This is a genomic window from Brucella sp. MAB-22 (assembly GCF_025908475.1).
Lineage (GTDB): Bacteria > Pseudomonadota > Alphaproteobacteria > Rhizobiales > Rhizobiaceae > Brucella > Brucella anthropi.
In genome coordinates this window covers 1999758-2018414 of sequence record NZ_CP109781.1, presented here as the reverse complement: position 1 = coordinate 2018414, position 18657 = coordinate 1999758, and the positions used below count along the sequence as shown (strand labels likewise).

Below are 18657 nucleotides of genomic sequence, written 5' to 3'. Positions count from 1 at the left end.
ACGCGGATTATACCTTTGCGGCTTCCACGAAACGTGGATCGAAAGTTTGCGCAAATGAGATATCCGCACTTGCCAGTTCCGGATCGAGCGCCTTGAGCATTTCGAACAGGCTCTTGAAGCCGTCTTCCGCAATCAGGCCCTTCTCGGAATACATGGCGCGGGACTTCTCGAAGCCGGTCTTGTAAAGCTCGCGGTCGCCCAGCAGATACTCTTCCGGCACAGCATCAGCCACGTCATCGGCAGAAGCCTTGTGAATCCAGTTCAGCGACTTGACGAAAGCGTTGACAACCCGCTGCGTCGTTACCGGATTTGCATCGATGAAGCTCTGCTGCACATAAACGGTCGCGGCCGGATTGGTGCCACCGAAAAGCTGGCGCGTGCCTTCTTCGGTGCGCGTATCCAGAAGCAAGGTGATGTCGCCATCCACTTCCAGTCGCGTGATGACCGGGTCAAGATGGACGAGGGCTGCAATTTCGCCCTTCTTGACGGCTGCGACCGCGCTTGCGCCACCGCCGACACCGATGATTGAAGCGGCATCTGCTGCCAGACCGTTCTTGATGAGCGCATATTGCAGCAGCAGCGAGGTTGAAGAGCCCGGCGCCGTGACACCGACATTCTGGCCCTTGAGATCGGCAATCGTCTTGATTTCGCCTGCGAGGTCCTTGCGCACGCCGATGCAGATGCCCGGAAAGCGGCCAAGCTCGCAGACGGCCTTGATGTCCTGTCCCTTGTTCTGCATGCGAATGGTGTGTTCGTATGCGCCGGTTACCACATCGACCGAACCGCCGATCAGCGCCTGCAGGGACTTTGCGCCGCCACCAAAATCATTGATGGTCGCCTTGATGCCTTCTTCCTCAAAGAAACCCTTGCGCTCGGCAATGGTGAGGGGAAGGTAATAGAAGAGCGGCTTGCCACCAACACCGAACATCAGCTCCGGCTTTTCCGGCGTCGCAGATGCATCCTGCGCATAGGCAGGCAGGCGCGAGGCAATACCCGCAAGCCCGAAGGCTGCGGCGCCCAGCAGTATATCTCTACGTGTTGTTCTCATGGTTTCCTCCTTGAATCCTCTTAACCGTTGTGTCCGGCAGCTTTCGGGCGCCAGACAAGCAGGCGTTCCTCAACGATCGTTACACACCAGTCGATAATCAGCACGAACCCGGTCAGCACCAGCATGCCGGCAAAGACACCGGTGACGTCGAACACGCCTTCCGCCTGATGGATCAGGTAGCCAAGCCCTGCCGACGAGCCGAGATATTCGCCGACAACCGCGCCGACGACGGCAAAGCCGACAGCCGTATGCAGGCTTGAAAACATCCAAGACAGCGCCGATGGCAGATAGACATTGCGCAGAAGCTGGCGCTCGTTCATGCCAAGCATACGCGCATTGGCGAGCACTGTCTGGTTCACTTCCTTCACGCCCTGATAGACGTTGAAGAAGACGATGAAGAAGACCAGTGAGACGCCGAGCGCCACCTTTGACCAGATGCCGAGGCCGAGCCACAGCGCGAAGATCGGCGCCAGCACGACGCGCGGCAACGAATTGGCAGCCTTCACATAAGGGTCGAAGATCGCCGCGAGCAGGGGCTTACGTGCAAACCAGAACCCGATCAGCACGCCGCCAATTGCGCCAATGGCAAAGGCCAGCATGGCTTCAAGCAACGTGATGCCGAGGTGATACCAGATCGTTCCATCAGCGAACCATTTATAGATGCGCAGCGCCACATCGCCCGGCGTCGCAAAGAAGAACTTCGCCTTGGCCGGATTGCCTAGCAGATGGGTGGCGGTGAAGAGGTGCCAGACCAGAATAACGGCGACAGCCACGCTGAGCTGCGCCAGAAACAGCATAGGCTTTTTCATTTCTTTTCCCCGCTCGTCTGCTGATAGCCCTTGAGAACCTCTTCCTTGAGCGCGCTCCATATTTCGCGATGAATTTCGTGAAATTTGTCGTCGAGACGAATTTCGGAAATCTCGCGCGGGCGGGCGAGGGGGATTTTATATTCGGCCATGATGCGGGCACGCGGCCCGGCGGACATGATGACGACGCGATCCGCCAGCGCGATGGCCTCTTCCAGATCGTGGGTCACGAACATGACCGCCTTCTTGTCCTGCGACCACAGGTCCAGCAGAAGGTCGCCCATGATAACCCGCGTCTGCGCGTCGAGGGGGCCGAAGGGTTCATCCATCAGCAGATATTTCGGATTGCGGATCAGCACCTGCGCAAGGCCGACGCGCTTGCGCTGTCCACCCGACAGCATATGCGGATAGCGGTCGCCGAAACTTGCAAGACCGACGCGGCCGAGCCACTCACGGGCCTGTTCGCGCGCCTGAGCCTTCGAGGTGCCTGCAATTTCCAGCCCGATGGAGACATTGTCCAAGACAGTCTTCCAGGGCATGAGGGCATCCTGCTGGAAAAGATAACCTGCCTTGCGATTGAGACCCTGCAGCCGCTGGCCGCTGATTTCGACCGTACCGCTGGCTGGTACGAGAAGCCCGGCAACGGCATTGAGCAATGTGGATTTTCCGCAGCCGGTCGGACCGACAATCGCCACGAACTCGTTTTCAGCAACTTCAAGATTGCTTTCGGCGACAGCATCGAAGCGGCCGCCATCGGCCAGCTTGAACGAAATCTGCACATCCTTGAGCGCGATTGCGGTCTTGCGTGTTGCTTCCGGCTGAATACGGCTTGGTTCGGCGCTCATCGCTCGTCACATCCGGTGAACTGACGATGTGCTTTGCCATAACGGCTCATATTTCCGCTCCTTTTCGGGTAGCGCCTCATGAATGGGGGAACAGACAAGACGCGGAATCTTGCCATCTAAAATGAGACGCAAAAATTTGCGATAGAGTCCCTTCGTATAACGTCCCGGTAAGAACATGCAACGAAAAGCGGACAACGCATTTCATTCTGTCGACAATAATATGTCTATACGAAATATTATTGCGATCAGCCGCGCCAGGTCAAGAAACGCTTCTCGATCTGCCCGATGATGAAATTGACGATCAGTCCCATCACCGACAGGATTGTGACTCCGGCAAACAGCTTTTCAAGATCGTAGAGCGATCCGGCTTCAAGGATATAGGAACCGACGCCGAACTGGGCGCCGAGCATTTCGGCTGCAACCAGCAGAATGATGGCGATGGAGATCGACACTCGCAGCCCGGACAGGATCGCAGGAAATGCGCCGGGCAGGATGATCTTGCGCACGATCGACCACCATCCGAGACCGAAGCTCTGGCCCATGCGCACAAGCGAACGATCCACATTATCGACCGCGCCGTAAGTGGCGACGACGGTGGGCGTAAAGGTGCCGAAGGCAATGAGCATATATTTCGACATTTCATCGATGCCAAACCAGATCACGAAGAGTGGCAGGAGTGCGATCTTGGGTATCGGAAAGAGGGCGGCAACGAGCGGCACCAGACCGGCGCGGACATAGCTGAACAAGCCGATCATTACCCCGAGACTCACACCGACCGCGATGCCAAGACTGGCACCGACAACAAGCCGCCGCAGCGATGGTAGCAGATGCTGCCACAGAAGGCCCGTCTGCCAGAGCTGGACGAAGGTTTCCAGCACGGCGGACGGGCGTGGCAATGTCAGATTGGATATGAAGCCGCTTCGGGTTCCGATTTCCGCCAGCGCCAGCAGCGCTATAAACAGGATCAGGGCCATGTGGCGCACCGGCTGAGGTGCGAAACCGCCACCTCGGAAAGGAACCGGGCGAACATCCTGGCTGGACTGCTTCATTTCTGCGATCTCAACCATTGATCAACTCCTGATCTGCTGCCTGCGCTTCCGCCCGCATCAGCTCCCAGAGCTGCTTCTGCTTTTCTTCCAGAACGGGGTCGCCAAGATGACGCTCGGAAAGGGGAAGATCGATGTCGACAATCTCCCTGATCCGTCCCGGCCGTCGCGACAGCACCACCACCCGATGACCGAGCCGCACCGCCTCGTTGAGATTGTGCGTGACATAGACTGAGGTGAATGGCTGGCGCGTCCACAGCGCAATCAGGTCGTCCATCAGCAGTTCCCGTGTCTGGCTATCGAGCGCCGACAAGGGCTCATCCATCAGCATGACGGCAGGACGTACCGACAAGGCGCGTGCAATCGCCACGCGCTGGCGCATGCCACCCGAAAGCTGCTTCGGTAATGCCTGTCGGAAATCTGACAGCCGGGTGCGCTCCAGAACATTGGTTACGATCCTGTCCATTTCCGCCCGGCCTAGACCGTGATCCTCCAGCACCAGCTTGATATTTCCTTCCACGCTGCGCCAGGGCAAGAGGGCAAAATGCTGGAAAACATAGGTGAGGGGATTGAGTGAATCTTTCGGCGGCGAGCCGATCTGCAGCACTTCACCCGAGGATGGCCGCTCAAGACCGCCCAGAAAACGCAAGAGCGTGGACTTTCCGCAGCCCGAAGGGCCGATCAGGCAGACGATCTGCCCCTGCGGGATGGTAAGCGATATATCTTTGAGAACTTCGACCGGACCATAGGAATGGCTGATATTTTTCAGTTGCAGATCCATTTCAACTCCAGTCAGAAAGTCCGCCCTTCGACGTTAGAGCGCGTTTCGATATGATTGGATCAAATCCGCGCTCTATCTCGTTGTTTTGACGCGCATCCCGGTTTGGAATACCTGTCGTCGGGCTTTGCGCCCGACAAAACCTGTCGGGCACTGAATGTTCAGTTTCAACCAGCCTTAGCCAGTCTCAAATTGTCTTGACGTAGGATGTGTCGAACAGCTTTTCCTGTGTGACGGCTTCCTTGACCATGCCTTCGGAGCGGAACCAGTCGAGCTGCTCCACGCAGCTGTTGAGCGACAAGGCCAGCCCCTTGTTGATGCGCATAGCACCATCGATCAGGTTCTGTTTTGCCGTCTCGAACGGGCTGTCGCTTTCGACATATTTGTGCACGATCTTTGCAATGTCGTCGCGCGCTGCATCGTCTGCAGTGTTGTCGATAAAGGCCGCATTATAATCGTCGATTGCCTTGGAATAGGCTTTGACGAAGGCTTCGGTCATGGCGCGCTCGTCGGACGCATTCTTAGTAGACGTGAATGCTGTCGTGACCTGATAATCCGGCGCATAATCGGAGACGAGACCGATCTGCTTTGCAGCGCCCTCACGGATGAGCTTCTTGGCGATATTGGGCTGGATGGCCCAGGAATCGATCTGCCCGGTCGACAGGGCACCGACAACAGCGCCGAGCTTCTGCAATGGGCGCAGCTGGATTTCAGAAAGAGGAATATTGTTGGCCTTGGCAATCTTGTGCGCCATGAAATGGAATGACGATCCTGCCGTGGTGATGCCAAAACTGTGTCCCGCCAGCTTGGACGGTTCCGTCAGCCCGCCTTCATAGGCCTTGTTGGAGGCCAGAATGACATTGCCGGTAATGCCTTTTTCTTCTGCAAGCGCACCGCCGATGACCTTGATCGCACCCTTGTCGGCCAAACTGATCAGACCGCCGCTCATTGCCGTCACACCGAAATCGGCATCGCCGGATGCGATGGCGACAGCCATGGGCTGGGCGGCTTCGAAGAACTTCAACTCGATATCGAGACCAGCATCTTTGAAATAGCCACGCTCGTGCGCGATATAGCTCGGCGCATGGCTCGCCAGATGGAGAACGGCCAGATTTCGCGTCGCGGCGCGGGCAGGGGAGCCGAAAGCCGTGCTGATGCCCAACGCACCAAGTCCCATCAATGTCTGACGGCGTGTCAGGGTGAAATCCATTCCGGTTCTCCTCCGATGCGGGTGTCAGCCTGGCGCAACAGATTTCCTGCTAGGCCCGGCAAACAAAATTTCATTACGTCTCTGCCACGGAAAAATATGGAAGATTGCTTTCGCATAAAGCCACATAGCGGGATTTTCAATAAGATTAACGGTCTCGTACTTGTTCTGCCGCCAATGCACCGGCATCGATTCTCCGCAGAAACGGGTCTAACCCAGCCAGTATTGGACCTGAAGCCATCTCAGGCAGAAGATGCCCGCCAGCCAGTCCTTCGCCGTCAACATCGATGGCCCAGTCTGCCCATATATCGAGCGGTTCGCGCCCGCCGCCATAGCGTCGGCCTTGTTCCCAGAAAACCAGAACCGGCGCATGAATGCGCCGTCCTGCCGCCCGATCCGCAAGATCGTCAGCTTCGTCCACACCTGCGCCTGCGCGGTAATCCTCGCATATCCAGTGCCGGACTTCCGCACTGTCAAAGGCTTCCCGATAATCCGCAAGTGCAAGCGGATGCAGCTTGTTGAGACCATGCGCCATCTTCTGCAAGGTTGTATCGATCATGAAACGAGGATTGCCGGAAAGAAGCATTTCAGGCAGCGGTTCGGGCTGTGCCAGCATGAACCAGTGCCACGCCCCCATGCCGAAAGCCTTGCTGGCGCCTTCCCACATTTCCGGAGTCGGTACGACCGTCACGGATACCAGTCCAACCACCTTGTCCGGGTGATCCAGTGCCATGCGATAGGCGACACGCCCACCGCGATCATGCCCAATCACAACAAACCGCTCATGCCCGAGCGCCTGCATCAACGCGACCAGACTAGCGGCCATCCGGCGTTTTGATCCGGCACCAACCGGATTGGACGTGATGCGGCTTCGTCCATAGCCCGGCAGATCAGGCACGACGACTGTGCGGGAGCGGGCGAGTTCAGGGGCAATGCGATGCCATGCAGCCATGGTTTCCGGATAACCGTGCAGCAACAGAACCGGCAGGCCTTTACCACCAGTCATGACCGCAAAACGAACATCATTCGTTTCCACTTCCCGCATCTCAAAGCCGGGAAAGAGCTGCTCGATTGCTGGTTTCATACCCCACCGTTTTGATCTCGTCGGAAACCGATTCAGTTGAAAGTGCTATGCTAGAGCATTTCCTGTTTTGATTGAAACATTGGAATCAGGCCACCGCGCAACCCGTCCGCGCGATGGCCATACAACCAGCCTCTATTTCATTTGCTTTGAAGAGACAGCCAGCGGGTTGCGTGTATGTTCATCAGATTGTCGCTGTAGCCTTCAACCTTGTCTGCCACGAGCGCTTGTGATGAAGGATAGAGCAGTGGGATGACCGGAACCTCTTTCAGCAGAATGCGCTCAGCCTGAGCAAGGGTTTCAGCCCGCGCTCCGGTGTCGGTCATCGTTTCCGATTTTGTAATCAGCGCGTCATAATCCTTGTTCGACCAATCGGAATTATTGAAATAATTGTCGGTCGTGAACATGCTCAGGAAGGAATAGGCGTCGTTGTAATCGCCGATCCATGCCTGATAGGCAAAATCATACATGCCTTTTTCATGCAGATAGTTGAAATAAGTCGCGCCTTCGACTTCGTCCTGTGAAGCATTGATGCCAATATTCTTGAGCATGTCTGCGATAGCAATCATCGTGTTCTTGTTGTTGACCGAAGTGGCATAGCGCAGCTTGACCGACAGGCTTCCCGGTGCGACACCGGCCTCCTTCAGCAATTCCCTGGCCTTGTCCTCACGATCCAGAATATCGAGATTCATGTAATCCAGCCGGGGCGCGTCCACGACATAGTTTTCAGTACCGGGAGGCACCATCGAATAACCCGGCATCATCATGCCACGCCGGATTTCATTGGCCAGAAACTTGCGATCAATCGCCATCGATATGGCTTCACGGACACGAGGATCGCGCAGCTTACTATCCGGTTCGCCTCTGACACTGACATAAAAGGTGCCGAAATAGGGGGCGACACGCAGATTATGCCCCAGATTGGACTTGATGTAGTCCATCTGCTCGGCGGGGACCGTACCGCAAATGTCGATCTCCCCGGCCTCAAACCGGCGCATGCACGACGCCGGTTGCTCGAATGGAATCCAGTTCACCACGTCGATCTTTACATTGGATGCATCCCAGTAGTTCGGGTTTTTCTTCATGACGATCTGCGCATTTGGTGTGAAGCTGGCCAATGTATAAGCACCGTTCGACACCATGTTTCCCGCCAGAGTGAACTTGTCGCCATATTTCTCGACGGCTTTCCTGTTTAGCGGCAAGGTCGTCTGATGGGTCAGCAGTGAGAGGAAATAAGGGGTAGGGGACGTAAGCGTGATTTTCAGCGTGCGGTCGTCAAGCGCCTCGACGCCCAGCTGATCCAGTGGGAGCTTGCCGGTATTGATTTCCCTGGCGTTCTTGATCGCATAGAGAACATTGGCATAACCCGCACCAGTCTTCGGGTCGATGATACGGTGCAGCGAATATTCGAAATCACCTGCGGTAACCGGATCGCCGTTCGACCATTTTGCACCCGCGCGCAAATGGAACGTATAGGTCAGTCCGTCGGGAGAAATATCCCACGACTGCGCCACACCCGGTATCAGCTCGCCCTTTGCATCTTCGGTAACAAGCCCCTCATAGAGATCACGCAACAAAGCGCTTTCATTGACCGTCGTTGTACGGTGCTGATCCAGTGTTGATGGATCGCTGCCGCTATCACGGTTCAACACGGTTCCAGCTGACGCGACGGTAACCAACAAAAAACAGCAAGCGCCTGCAAGAAAGAAACTGCGATGCATAAAACCCTCCCATTGATGGCGCGACCCCGATCCGGAGTCGCCAGACGCATCGACTGTATATTTCTTGTTCTAATCTTACTATTTTAAGTAATAACTCCCTAATTATTGTGATAATTACTTTAATAGCACACATATAAGCACGCACTATAATTCGCTTATTAGAATTTGCGATTATAGAAAACATTTTTATGTTTTACCTTGACGACGTTTTAGGCCGGGAAAGTATTTCCGGTCATATTTTTATATTTGTGAGGGGACATGAAGTTTACTTTATCGCTGGCAGGCTGCATTGCGACGGCATGCAGTGCATCTGCAGCCTATGGTGCTGACGCAGTCATCGCGCCGGAACCGGAATCGACACAATACGTCCGGGTTTGTGACGCATACGGCGCGGGATATTTTTATATTCCCGGAACTGAAACATGCCTGCGGATACATGGCTATGTCCGCTATCTTATGCAGGGCGGGGACGATGTTTATGGCCGCGGCTTCACTGACAAGGACGGCACACCTCATCTCCAGCGCAACAGCAAGCGCGATAGCTGGGACAATTCTGCCCGTTTCACATTGCGTGCCAGCACGGCATCCGAAACGGAGCTCGGCACACTAAAAACCTATGCGGAAACCCGTTTTCAGTGGGGCAATGGCAAGGATTCCGGCTCCACCGGCTCGTTGCGCGTTGCATATATCGATCTGGCGGGACTGCGTGTCGGCCTCGATTTTTCGACGTTCATATCCTTCGTGGGATATCTCGGCGACGTCTTTAACGATGATGTGATCCTTGCAGGCGGCTATCGTACAGGCTTGATCAGCTATACCTACTCCGGCAGCAACGGCATTTCGGCGATCCTGTCGCTGGAACAGGGCAACAATCTCGATACAGATAAGCAATATGGCTTTGATGGCACTATCAGTGACTATACCCCGCACATCGTTGGTGGTCTGAAATATGCCCAAGACTGGGGCGCGGTCATTACAGTTGCTGCATACGATGCCCGGAACGAAAAATGGGCGGGCAAGCTGCGTGGCAATCTCAACATCAATGACAAGCTGTCCGTATGGGCCATGGGTGGCTTTAAGTCCAACAAAGACAGCTATATGGACGTCAAAGGCGACAACGGACAAGTTGCAGGCCAGGTTCGCGCGATCAATAGTTTCTACGGCCAATGGGGCGGCGACTGGGCTGCCTGGGGTGGCGGTGCTTACAAAATATCCGACAAGGCCATCATCAATGCCCAGCTTTCCTACGATGCCACAGACACGTTCTACACGACGGCAAACGTCGCTTACGAACTGGTTCCTGGCTTCACGGTCACGCCCGAAATCTCTTACGTGCGCTGGCGTGACAAAAAGTCTGTCCTTAACGGGTCAGACGCGTGGCAAGGCCTGATCGCGCTCCAGCGGACATTCTGAGACAAACAGAAAGAGGCGCCTGAAAAGGCGCTTCTTTTCATGAGTGATCAAGTTTCCCTTGGTCTCAACATAAATCAGATAATATGTATTATGGAACTAACCCATATCCATCTGTCTTGAAACATCGCGACAATCGCTTGCGGCGCTGTCGACATCTGAGCCCTGAATATTCGCGGCACCAAGCACTAGAGAAATGGCACTGAAAACGAGCATGTAACTTCCAGCGAATCGGACCGTTTTTCCACCTCGTTTCAGCTGACATTCAAACGTCGCAAACGGCGGAAATTACGGCGTTTTTCGGGCGCGCTCAGCGAGCATTTCTACTTTGTAAATCCGGCGAAAACCCATAGTTCCGTACCAGAATTCGAGCACTTAATTCGCTCAAGAAAATGTGAATATGTTAATTAAGTCAAAGTGTTGATAAGTTCTCTTGCAAGTGGCGCGCTTATCCATAAGATGCGGGCCATTTCAAAAATTTCAAAGGAGGGGTTCTCAAATGTATCGTAAATTTCTACTGACGGGTGTGTGTCTTCTGGCTCTGGCTGGCGCAGCTTCGGCTGAAGTCGTTCTCAATCGCGGCAACGACACTGATCCGGCGACACTGGACCATCACCGCACCTCGACGGTGGCTGAAGGCAATGTCATGCGCGACTTGTATGACGGCCTGACTATTCAGAACGCAAACGGCGAAGCAGTTCCGGGCGTAGCCAAATCCTGGGATGTTTCCGAAGACGGTACGGTCTACACCTTCCATCTGCGCGATGACGCAAAATGGTCGAACGGCGATCCGGTCACGGCCGGTGATTTCCAGTTCACCTTCCGTCGCCTGATGGACCCGAAGACAGCCGCCGGGTACGCCAGCATGCTGTTCATCATCAAGAATGCCGAAGATATTGCCGGTGGCAAGAAGCCGACTGACCAGCTCGGCGTTGAAGCCGTCGATGACCATACGCTCAAGGTCACGTTGAACGCCCCTGCTCCGTATTTCCTTGAGCTTCTGACCCACCAGACCGGCTTCCCGATGAACCAGAAAAGCGTCGAGGAAAATGGCGACAAGTTCACCACGCCCGGCAAGATGGTGACGAACGGCGCCTATATGCTGGAAAGCTTCACACCGAACGACAAGATCGTGATGAAGAAGAATCCGTATTACTATGAAGCGGATCAGGTGAAGATCGATACGGTCAACTGGATACCGTTCGAGGATCGCGCAAGCTGCATGCGCCGTTTTGAGGCGAAGGAAGTGCAGATTTGCTCCGACGTTCCGGCCGAGCAGATGGACTATGTGAAGAAGAACCTTTCCAAGGAATTCCGCATGGCGCCTTATCTCGGCGTCTATTATCTGCCGGTAAAGGGCAAGACCGCCGACAGCAAGCTGAAGGACCCACGCGTCCGTCAGGCGATTTCCATGGCCATCGACCGTGATTTCATTGCCGATCAGGTCTGGCAGGGCACCATGCTTCCGGGCTATTCGATGGTTCCTCCGGGCATCGCCAATTATGTGAAGGATGCGCCGAAGCTCGACTATTCCGACGACATGCTGGAACGCGAAGACAAGGCCAAGGAACTGTTGAAGGAAGCTGGCGTCGAACCGAACACGCTTTCGATCGAACTGCTTTATAACACTTCGGAAAACAACAAGAATACCATGGCCGCCATCGCCGATCAGCTCGGCAATATCGGCGTCAAGGCTTCACTGAACGAGACCGAAGGTGCGACCTACTTCAACTTCATGCGCGACGATGGCCCGTTCGATATCGCGCGTGCAGGCTGGATCGGTGACTATAACGATCCGCAGAACTTCCTTTTCATCAGCCAGAGCAATGTGAGCTTCAACTATTCCAAGGTGAAGAACGCCGACTACGATGCGCTGATGGCAAAGGCGGAAAAAATTCTCGATCTCAACGAGCGCGCCAAGACGCTGGCTGAAGCTGAAAAGCTGAAGCTCGATGAGATGAGCAATATCCCGATCCTCTATTATTCGTCGCGCGCCCTTGTTTCGGACAAGATCGACGGTTGGAACGACAACCTCATGGACAGCCACAAGACGCGCTGGCTCTCGTTTAAACAATAAATTTTCAGCTTGGGCTGCGCCTGTTGGCGCGGCCCTTTTCTCTTCCGGCAGTTCCGGAGGGCCCTCTTTTGTCGGGGCTAACATTTTTTAATAAGCATATGGGAGTTTTCAATGGTTCGCGGATTCTTGATGACAGGCGTTTGCCTGATGGCGCTAGCCGGTGCCGCATCGGCAGAAACAGTGCTCAACCGGGGCAACGATACTGATCCCGCCACGCTGGACCAGCACCATACAACCACCGTTTCGGAAAACCGTGTTCTGCGCGACCTTTATGAAGGTTTGTTGGCGCAAAACGAGAAGGGCGAAGCCATTCCCGGAGCGGCTGCATCGTGGGATATTTCCGAAGACGGCCTCACCTACACATTCCATATGCGCGAAAATGCCAAGTGGTCGAACGGCGATCCCGTAACTGCTGGCGATTTCGAGTTTTCCTTCCGCCGCATCATGGACCCGAAGACGGCTGCCGGCTATGCCAGCGTCCTCTACGCCATTAAGAATGCCGAGGAAGTTGCCACCGGCAAGATGCCGGTCGATCAGCTTGGCGTGAAGGCGCTTGACGACAAGACGCTGCAAATCACTCTCAAGAACCCTGCCCCTTATTTCCTCGAACTTCTCACTCATCAGACCGGTTTCCCGGTCAACAAAAAGGCTGTCGAGAAGTTCGGCGACAAGTTCACCCTGCCCGGCAACATGGTGACCAATGGCGCCTATACGCTTGTCAGCTTCACTCCCAATGACAAGATCTCCATGAAGAAGAACCCGAATTACTGGGATGCTTCCAATGTGAAGATCGATGCGGTGAACTGGATACCGTTCGAGGATCGCGCAAGCTGCATGCGCCGCTTCGAGGCGAAGGAAGTCGATATCTGTTCCGATGTTCCTGCCGAACAGATGGACTATGTGAAAAAGAACCTCGGCGGTCAGTTCCGCCTCGCTCCCTATCTTGGCATCTATTATGTCGACATCAAAGGCGAGCCATCGAGCAAGCTGCGCGATCCGCGCGTGCGCAAGGCCATATCGATGGCCGTCGATCGTGAGTTCCTCGCCAATGAAGTCTGGCGTGGCGTGATGCTGCCAGCCAGTTCCATGGTGCCGCCCGGCATTGCGAATTACGTCAAGGACGCGCCGAAGCTGGATTTCGCCGACGAAGATGTGCTGGACCGCGAAGATAAAGCCAAGGAATTGCTGCACGAAGCCGGTGTCCAACCGGGTGGCCTTTCCGTGACGCTGCGCTACAACACCTCGGAAAACCACAAGAATACCATGGCAGCGCTTGCCAACATGCTGGGCAATATCGGCATCAAGGCAACGCTCAACGAAGTCGAAGGCGCCACCTTCTACAACTACCTTCAGGAAAAGGGGATGTTCGACATCACCCGTGATGGCTGGATCGGCGATTACAACGATCCGAATTCGTTCCTGGAGCTTTATACCACCGGCAATTACTTCAATTATGCCGAATGGTCGAACAAGGATTACGACGCGCTGATGGCGAAATCCGCAACCACGACCGATCTCGCCGAGCGCGCAAAAATCCTCGCTGAAGCAGAGAAGATACTGCTCGGGGACGGGGCCGTCGTGCCGCTGATGTATTATTCGTCCACCGCTCTCGTTGCCGACCGTGTTCAGGGTTACGAAGATAACCTCATGAATTCGCACGGCACGCGCTGGTTATCGACAAAGAACTAAAAACAAAATGAAACACGCCCTTAGTGGGATTTGCCGGATCGTTCAAAGCGATCCGGCAAAGAAGGGAAAAGAACATGCTGGGCTATACGCTCCGACGATTGGGTAGTGCGATACCCACGATATTCATCATCATCACGCTGACGTTCTTTCTGATCCGGCTTGCGCCCGGCGGACCTTTTGACCTTGAAAGGCCGATTGATCCACTGATCCTGGAGAACCTCAAGAAGGCCTATAATATGGATGCGCCGCTGTGGCAGCAGTATCTGATTTATCTGGGCAATCTTCTGCACGGCGATCTTGGACCGAGCTTCACGCGACGCGACTTCTCGGTAAACGATCTTTTCGCTTCCGGCCTGCCGGTTTCGATCATGCTCGGCACACTCGGCCTGACGCTTGCAGCGATCATCGGAACATTTCTCGGCACGCTGGCAGCGCTGAAGCAGAACTCAGCTGTCGACTATTTCGTCGTCGCGCTGGCTACATTCGGCATCACCACGCCCAACTTCGTCGTGGCCCCTCTCCTCAGCCTTCTGTTCGGCGTCATTCTCGGATGGGTTCCGGCGGGCGGCTGGTCGTCGGCCAATATAACCTACTGGATATTGCCGGTCCTGACGCTTGCATTGCCGCAGGTCGGCGTCATTGCGCGTCTCGTGCGTGGCGCGACGATTGAGGCATTGCGCGCCAATCACGTGCGCACCGCGCGCGCCTATGGCCTGCCGTCACGGGTGGTTGTGGGTGTGCATGCCTTGCGTGCCGCCATGCTCCCCGCCGTATCCTATCTCGGCCCGACGGCTGCAGCCCTGCTCACAGGTTCGGTCGTGGTCGAGACGATCTTCGGCATTCCCGGCATCGGTCGTTACTTCGTGCAGGGCGCGCTTAGCCGCGATTACACCCTCGTCATGGGAACCGTTGTTGTCATTTCGGTCTTCGTCGTGGTGTTCAACCTGATCGTCGATCTTCTTTATGCATGGCTTGATCCGAGGGTTCGCTATGACTGATCTTACTGTACCGACGGAAACAGCCCGGCTGGAAGTTCCGAGCCGCTCGCTCTGGCAGGACGCATGGTTGCGCCTGCGCAAGAACAAGGCTGCCGTGGCAAGCGCTATCGTCCTTTTTCTGATGGCTTTTCTGGGCATTTTCGGCCCGATGCTGAGCCCGCACCCCTATGATAAGATTTATCCGCAGTTCGTGCGTGTGGCACCGAGCCTCGAAGCCTATCCGCGTGAAGATACAATCATGCCGGGTCTTGAACGCGAACTTGCCCGGGCGCGGCTGAAAGCTGCCGGCGAGCCGGAACTGAACGGCAACAATGTCGTTGTCGACTTTACCGCACAGCGTCCGACGGACGAGCGTGTGCTGCGTTATTTCCAGCGCTCCGACCTGTTCAGCAATCCGAAAATCGAGATCGCTACTGACGGGCTGTCGGGCAAGCTGACCCTCGACGTGGCGCGCAATTATTTCCTGCTCGGCACCGATAATCTGGGCCGCGATCTGATGACGCGCATCTTCATCGGTGTGCGCATGTCGCTTGCCATCGGCCTGCTTGCCTCGGCGATGGCACTGGTTCTGGGCGTGTCCTATGGCGCTGTCTCCGGTTATCTCGGCGGGCGCATCGATAATGTGATGATGCGGCTCGTGGATATTCTCTATTCGCTGCCCTTCATCTTCTTTGTGATATTGATGCTCGTCTTCTTCGGGCGATCCATTTTCATCATCTTCATCGCCATCGGCGCGACGGAATGGCTGGATATGGCGCGCATCGTGCGCGGACAGACATTGAGCCTCAAACGTCAGGAATTTGTGCAGGCTGCGGAAGCGTTAGGCGCGACACGGCGCGGTGTCATCACCCGCCACATCATTCCGAATGCGCTCGGCCCGGTCATCGTTTTCGTGACGTTGCTGGTGCCGAAGGCAATCCTGCTCGAAAGTCTCCTCTCCTTCCTCGGTCTCGGTGTTCAGGACCCCCTCACCTCTCTGGGGCTGCTGATTTCCGAAGGTGCCCAGAACATGCGCGGCGCAAGCTGGCAATTGATCTGGCCTGCCGCAACGCTGACCATCATCCTGTTTGCGCTGAACTTCCTTGGCGATGGCCTGCGCGACAGCCTTGACCCGAAGGATCGCTGAGATGACGAGTGAAAACATTCTGAGCGTGCGCGACCTGAGGGTCACATTCGACACGCATGACGGTCCGGTAGAGGCAGTGCGCGGCATCAATCTCGATGTCAAAGCCGGTGAAACCATCGCCATTGTCGGCGAGTCCGGTTCAGGCAAGAGCCAGACGACCATGGCAATGATGGGGCTTCTGGCCCAGAACGGCAAGGCAACCGGCCAGGCGCTCTATCGCGGTCAGGATCTGATCGGCATGTCCGAAAAGAAACTGAACAATATCCGCGGCGCAAAGATCACCATGATCTTTCAGGAGCCGATGACGTCGCTCGATCCGCTTTACCGCATCGGCGACCAGCTTGCCGAGCCGCTTCGCTATCATCGCGGCATGAACAAGAAGCAGGCGCGCCCGCGTATTCTTGAACTGCTCAAGCTGGTTGGCATTCCGGAGCCTGAGCGCCGCATCGACAGCTATCCCTATGAGCTGTCGGGCGGGCAGCGTCAGCGTGTCATGATCGCCATGGCGCTCGCCAACGAGCCGGATATCCTGATTGCGGACGAACCGACGACCGCGCTGGATGTCACCATTCAGGCGCAGATTCTCGATCTTTTGGCCGATCTGCAGAAACGGTTGGGCATGGCAGTGGTCTTCATCACGCACGATCTTGGTATCGTGCGGCGCTTTGCCGACCGGGTCTATGTGATGCGTTCGGGCGAAGTGGTTGAAACCAACGAAACGGAAAAGCTCTTCACCGCACCGGAGCATCCCTATACGAAGATGCTGCTCGATGCGGAGCCGGAAGGCGAAAAAGCCCCTCCCCGTGACGACGCGCCGGTGCTTGTTCGCGCCGACAATGTGAAGGTCAATTTTCTTATCAGCAAACCATGGCTCGGCGCTGCGAACTATCTCACCGCCGTCAACAATGTCTCGCTGACATTGAAAGAAGGCCAGACCATCGGCATTGTGGGTGAATCCGGTTCCGGCAAGTCCACGCTCGGTCGCGCCATTCTGCGTCTTCTCCCATCAGAAGGCCGCATCGCTTATCTCGGCAAGGAATTGCCGACGGAATCGCAGGCGATGCGTCCGAAACGCCGCGAATTGCAGCTCGTTTTTCAGGATCCTTTTGGCTCGCTCAGCCCGCGCATGACGGTGGGACGCATCATCACTGAAGGGCTTCTGATCCACGAACCGAACCTTTCGGCGAAAGAGCGTGATCGCCGCGCGCAGGATGCCCTGCGGGAAGTCGGCATGGACCCGGCCATGCGCAATCGCTATCCGCACGAATTTTCCGGCGGCCAGCGCCAGCGCATCGCCATTGCGCGCACGATGATCCTGAAACCGCGCGTGATCGTGCTCGACGAACCGACAAGCGCGCTCGATCGTTCGGTGCAGAAGCAGATCGTCGCCCTGTTGCGCGACCTGCAGAAAGACCACGGCTTGTCCTATCTCTTCATCAGCCACGACATGGCGGTCGTGCGGGCCGTTTCGGACTATGTGATTGTGATGAAGAACGGAAAGATTGTCGAACAGGGCGATACCGAACAGGTCTTCGATCACCCGCGCGAAGATTATACCAAGGCTCTGATGGCGGCGGCGCTCAGCGAAGAGCGCTTCGGTACGTGATGTAATGACGGAATGAAAAGCGAAAGGGCCTGATTTCAGGCCCTTTTCATTTGAAAGAAGCTCAAGCGACGCTGTGCAGTTCGGTGCAGACCTTGTTGCGGCCCAGATGCTTGGCACGATAGAGCGCCGCATCTGCCCTGCGGAAGACCGTTTGGAAATCTTCGTTACCCGGCATGCAGAAAGCGATGCCTGCGCTGGTCGTCGTTGAGAAATCTCCAGCCGAAGCCTCGAACACGATCGCCGAAAAGGCTTTCCGGATCGTGTCGGCCAAGGCAAGAACATCGCTATTATGTTGCTGCCTCAGGATCAGAACGAACTCCTCACCGCCGATGCGGGAGATGAGAGCCTGACCTTTGACATGACTACGCAGAACGCCGGAGAACGTGTACAGCACTTCATCCCCGACGATGTGGCCATGCGTATCATTGATGGATTTAAAAGCATCAAGGTCGAAGATCACGACTGAATCCCCGAGCTGCAGTTCATTATCGTCCAGCACGTCATAAAGCGCACGCCGGTTCAGCAATCCAGTCAGGCTGTCGGTGCGCGCCTCGTTGGCATGACGACGCGCAATGCGCGACTGGGTGAAATTCAGCGACAGCGCGCCAATGCCCGTAATGCCTATGATTGCAGTGATGGCATTGATATCTTCGGCCCAATTGCTTGGGATCGTAGTCATGACCCACTGTTGTTGATGCAGGATGACAGCGCCGCACAGAAAGAATGAAATCGCTGTCCGGGTATAAAGAACGATCATGCCAATGACCGGGACCGGCGCTTCCCGATAGACATGGAAATATTCTTTCGCCGTCAGCAGGAGCAACAGGGCCGAAGTCAGATTGAAGATCGCCGTGCCAGTGCCCGTCTGTCCGGCCAGAATGGGCAGCGTCGTCGCGCATATGACAGCAATCGCCAGAACGATCAGAAAGCTCCGTTGTATCGGACGTCCGGAAATCTGCCGTGACCCGACAATCAGGAAGATGAAACCGACACTCTCCAGAGCGAAGGCGACAATGGAGGCCGTAGCCAGCGGCAAAGGCCCCGCATAGTAAAGTACTGCCCCCGTGCCGAGCAGGATCATGCCAAGGCAGCCCCAGAGCAGAAATTTGTCACGCGAGTTCTGATACCAGACGCTGAGAATCGTCAGTCCTACTGCCAGAGAGCAGATACCTGTCGCAAAAAACAAAGTGTTCTGGTCGAGTCCCAAAGCTGCACTTCC

Annotated in this window: 15 protein-coding genes; 6 read left to right on the top strand and 9 right to left on the bottom strand. The window is 55.7% G+C overall.

Annotated features, from left to right (window positions below; genetic code table 11):
• Positions 1–7: 7 nt before the first annotated feature.
• From OHI65_RS09410 to OHI65_RS09375, 8 genes are all read right to left on the bottom strand, one after another.
• Positions 8–1048 (bottom strand): ABC transporter substrate-binding protein, encoded by a 1041-nt coding sequence (locus tag OHI65_RS09410; RefSeq protein WP_125300599.1) that lies wholly within the window; start codon positions 1046–1048, stop codon positions 8–10.
• 20 nt (positions 1049–1068) lie between these two features.
• Positions 1069–1857, bottom strand: coding sequence for an ABC transporter permease (locus tag OHI65_RS09405; protein ID WP_094515775.1), 789 nt, complete (start codon positions 1855–1857; stop codon positions 1069–1071).
• A complete protein-coding gene (locus OHI65_RS09400; RefSeq protein ID WP_012092986.1) occupies positions 1854–2699 on the bottom strand; it encodes an ABC transporter ATP-binding protein in 846 nt (281 codons plus the stop codon). Before OHI65_RS09400 ends, OHI65_RS09405 begins: the two co-directional genes overlap by 4 nt.
• A 245-nt stretch (positions 2700–2944) precedes the next feature.
• Positions 2945–3766 carry an ABC transporter permease gene (locus OHI65_RS09395; protein WP_012092987.1) on the bottom strand — a complete coding sequence of 274 codons (822 nt, stop codon included), beginning with the start codon at positions 3764–3766 and terminating at the stop codon, positions 2945–2947.
• Positions 3759–4526, bottom strand: a complete 768-nt coding sequence (locus OHI65_RS09390; RefSeq protein WP_012092988.1) for an ABC transporter ATP-binding protein — start codon at positions 4524–4526, stop codon at positions 3759–3761. The genes OHI65_RS09395 and OHI65_RS09390 overlap by 8 nt, the downstream gene beginning before the upstream one ends.
• Positions 4527–4710: 184 nt before the next feature.
• Complete coding sequence (locus OHI65_RS09385) at positions 4711–5733, bottom strand: ABC transporter substrate-binding protein (RefSeq protein WP_125300597.1); 1023 nt, start codon at positions 5731–5733, stop codon at positions 4711–4713.
• A gap of 145 nt (positions 5734–5878) precedes the next feature.
• Complete coding sequence (locus OHI65_RS09380; protein ID WP_094515773.1) at positions 5879–6814, bottom strand: alpha/beta fold hydrolase; 936 nt, start codon at positions 6812–6814, stop codon at positions 5879–5881.
• Positions 6815–6951: 137 nt separating this feature from the next.
• Positions 6952–8532, bottom strand: a complete 1581-nt coding sequence (locus tag OHI65_RS09375; protein WP_114048009.1) for a peptide ABC transporter substrate-binding protein — start codon at positions 8530–8532, stop codon at positions 6952–6954.
• A 258-nt stretch (positions 8533–8790) separates the two neighbouring features.
• Here OHI65_RS09375 and OHI65_RS09370 point away from each other — a divergent pair, with 258 nt between their 5' ends.
• The 6 genes from OHI65_RS09370 to OHI65_RS09345 all read left to right on the top strand — a co-directional run bounded on the left by OHI65_RS09370 (position 8791) and on the right by OHI65_RS09345 (position 17438).
• On the top strand, positions 8791–9945 hold the full coding sequence (locus OHI65_RS09370; RefSeq protein WP_114048010.1) for a porin: 1155 nt from the start codon (positions 8791–8793) through the stop codon (positions 9943–9945).
• A gap of 496 nt (positions 9946–10441) precedes the next feature.
• A complete protein-coding gene (locus tag OHI65_RS09365; RefSeq protein ID WP_010658796.1) occupies positions 10442–12019 on the top strand; it encodes a peptide ABC transporter substrate-binding protein in 1578 nt (525 codons plus the stop codon).
• A gap of 111 nt (positions 12020–12130) precedes the next feature.
• On the top strand, positions 12131–13708 hold the full coding sequence (locus tag OHI65_RS09360) for a peptide ABC transporter substrate-binding protein (protein WP_012092993.1): 1578 nt from the start codon (positions 12131–12133) through the stop codon (positions 13706–13708).
• A 74-nt stretch (positions 13709–13782) separates the two neighbouring features.
• Complete coding sequence (locus OHI65_RS09355) at positions 13783–14706, top strand: ABC transporter permease (protein ID WP_010658798.1); 924 nt, start codon at positions 13783–13785, stop codon at positions 14704–14706.
• Positions 14699–15832, top strand: a complete 1134-nt coding sequence (locus OHI65_RS09350) for an ABC transporter permease (protein WP_094515769.1) — start codon at positions 14699–14701, stop codon at positions 15830–15832. The genes OHI65_RS09355 and OHI65_RS09350 overlap by 8 nt, the downstream gene beginning before the upstream one ends.
• 1 nt (position 15833) lies before the next feature.
• Complete coding sequence (locus OHI65_RS09345) at positions 15834–17438, top strand: ABC transporter ATP-binding protein (protein WP_125300596.1); 1605 nt, start codon at positions 15834–15836, stop codon at positions 17436–17438.
• 61 nt (positions 17439–17499) lie between these two features.
• On the opposite strand, the gene OHI65_RS09340 is transcribed toward OHI65_RS09345, so the two are convergent.
• On the bottom strand, positions 17500–18645 hold the full coding sequence (locus OHI65_RS09340; protein WP_264358697.1) for a sensor domain-containing diguanylate cyclase: 1146 nt from the start codon (positions 18643–18645) through the stop codon (positions 17500–17502).
• Positions 18646–18657 lie beyond the last annotated feature (12 nt).

What these genes read in the sequence shown, in the direction of transcription:
- OHI65_RS09395 (WP_012092987.1), bottom strand. Translation starts at nt 3,766, where the DNA reads ATGGTTGAGATCGCAGAAATGAAGCAGTCCAGCCAGGATGTTCGCCCG.
- OHI65_RS09360 (WP_012092993.1), top strand. Translation starts at nt 12,131, where the DNA reads ATGGTTCGCGGATTCTTGATGACAGGCGTTTGCCTGATGGCGCTAGCC.
- OHI65_RS09365 (WP_010658796.1), top strand. Translation starts at nt 10,442, where the DNA reads ATGTATCGTAAATTTCTACTGACGGGTGTGTGTCTTCTGGCTCTGGCT.
- OHI65_RS09355 (WP_010658798.1), top strand. Translation starts at nt 13,783, where the DNA reads ATGCTGGGCTATACGCTCCGACGATTGGGTAGTGCGATACCCACGATA.
- OHI65_RS09350 (WP_094515769.1), top strand. Translation starts at nt 14,699, where the DNA reads ATGACTGATCTTACTGTACCGACGGAAACAGCCCGGCTGGAAGTTCCG.
- OHI65_RS09390 (WP_012092988.1), bottom strand. Translation starts at nt 4,526, where the DNA reads ATGGATCTGCAACTGAAAAATATCAGCCATTCCTATGGTCCGGTCGAA.
- OHI65_RS09385 (WP_125300597.1), bottom strand. Translation starts at nt 5,733, where the DNA reads ATGGATTTCACCCTGACACGCCGTCAGACATTGATGGGACTTGGTGCG.
- OHI65_RS09380 (WP_094515773.1), bottom strand. Translation starts at nt 6,814, where the DNA reads ATGAAACCAGCAATCGAGCAGCTCTTTCCCGGCTTTGAGATGCGGGAA.
- OHI65_RS09375 (WP_114048009.1), bottom strand. Translation starts at nt 8,532, where the DNA reads ATGCATCGCAGTTTCTTTCTTGCAGGCGCTTGCTGTTTTTTGTTGGTT.
- OHI65_RS09410 (WP_125300599.1), bottom strand. Translation starts at nt 1,048, where the DNA reads ATGAGAACAACACGTAGAGATATACTGCTGGGCGCCGCAGCCTTCGGG.
- OHI65_RS09405 (WP_094515775.1), bottom strand. Translation starts at nt 1,857, where the DNA reads ATGAAAAAGCCTATGCTGTTTCTGGCGCAGCTCAGCGTGGCTGTCGCC.
- OHI65_RS09400 (WP_012092986.1), bottom strand. Translation starts at nt 2,699, where the DNA reads ATGAGCGCCGAACCAAGCCGTATTCAGCCGGAAGCAACACGCAAGACC.
- OHI65_RS09345 (WP_125300596.1), top strand. Translation starts at nt 15,834, where the DNA reads ATGACGAGTGAAAACATTCTGAGCGTGCGCGACCTGAGGGTCACATTC.
- OHI65_RS09370 (WP_114048010.1), top strand. Translation starts at nt 8,791, where the DNA reads ATGAAGTTTACTTTATCGCTGGCAGGCTGCATTGCGACGGCATGCAGT.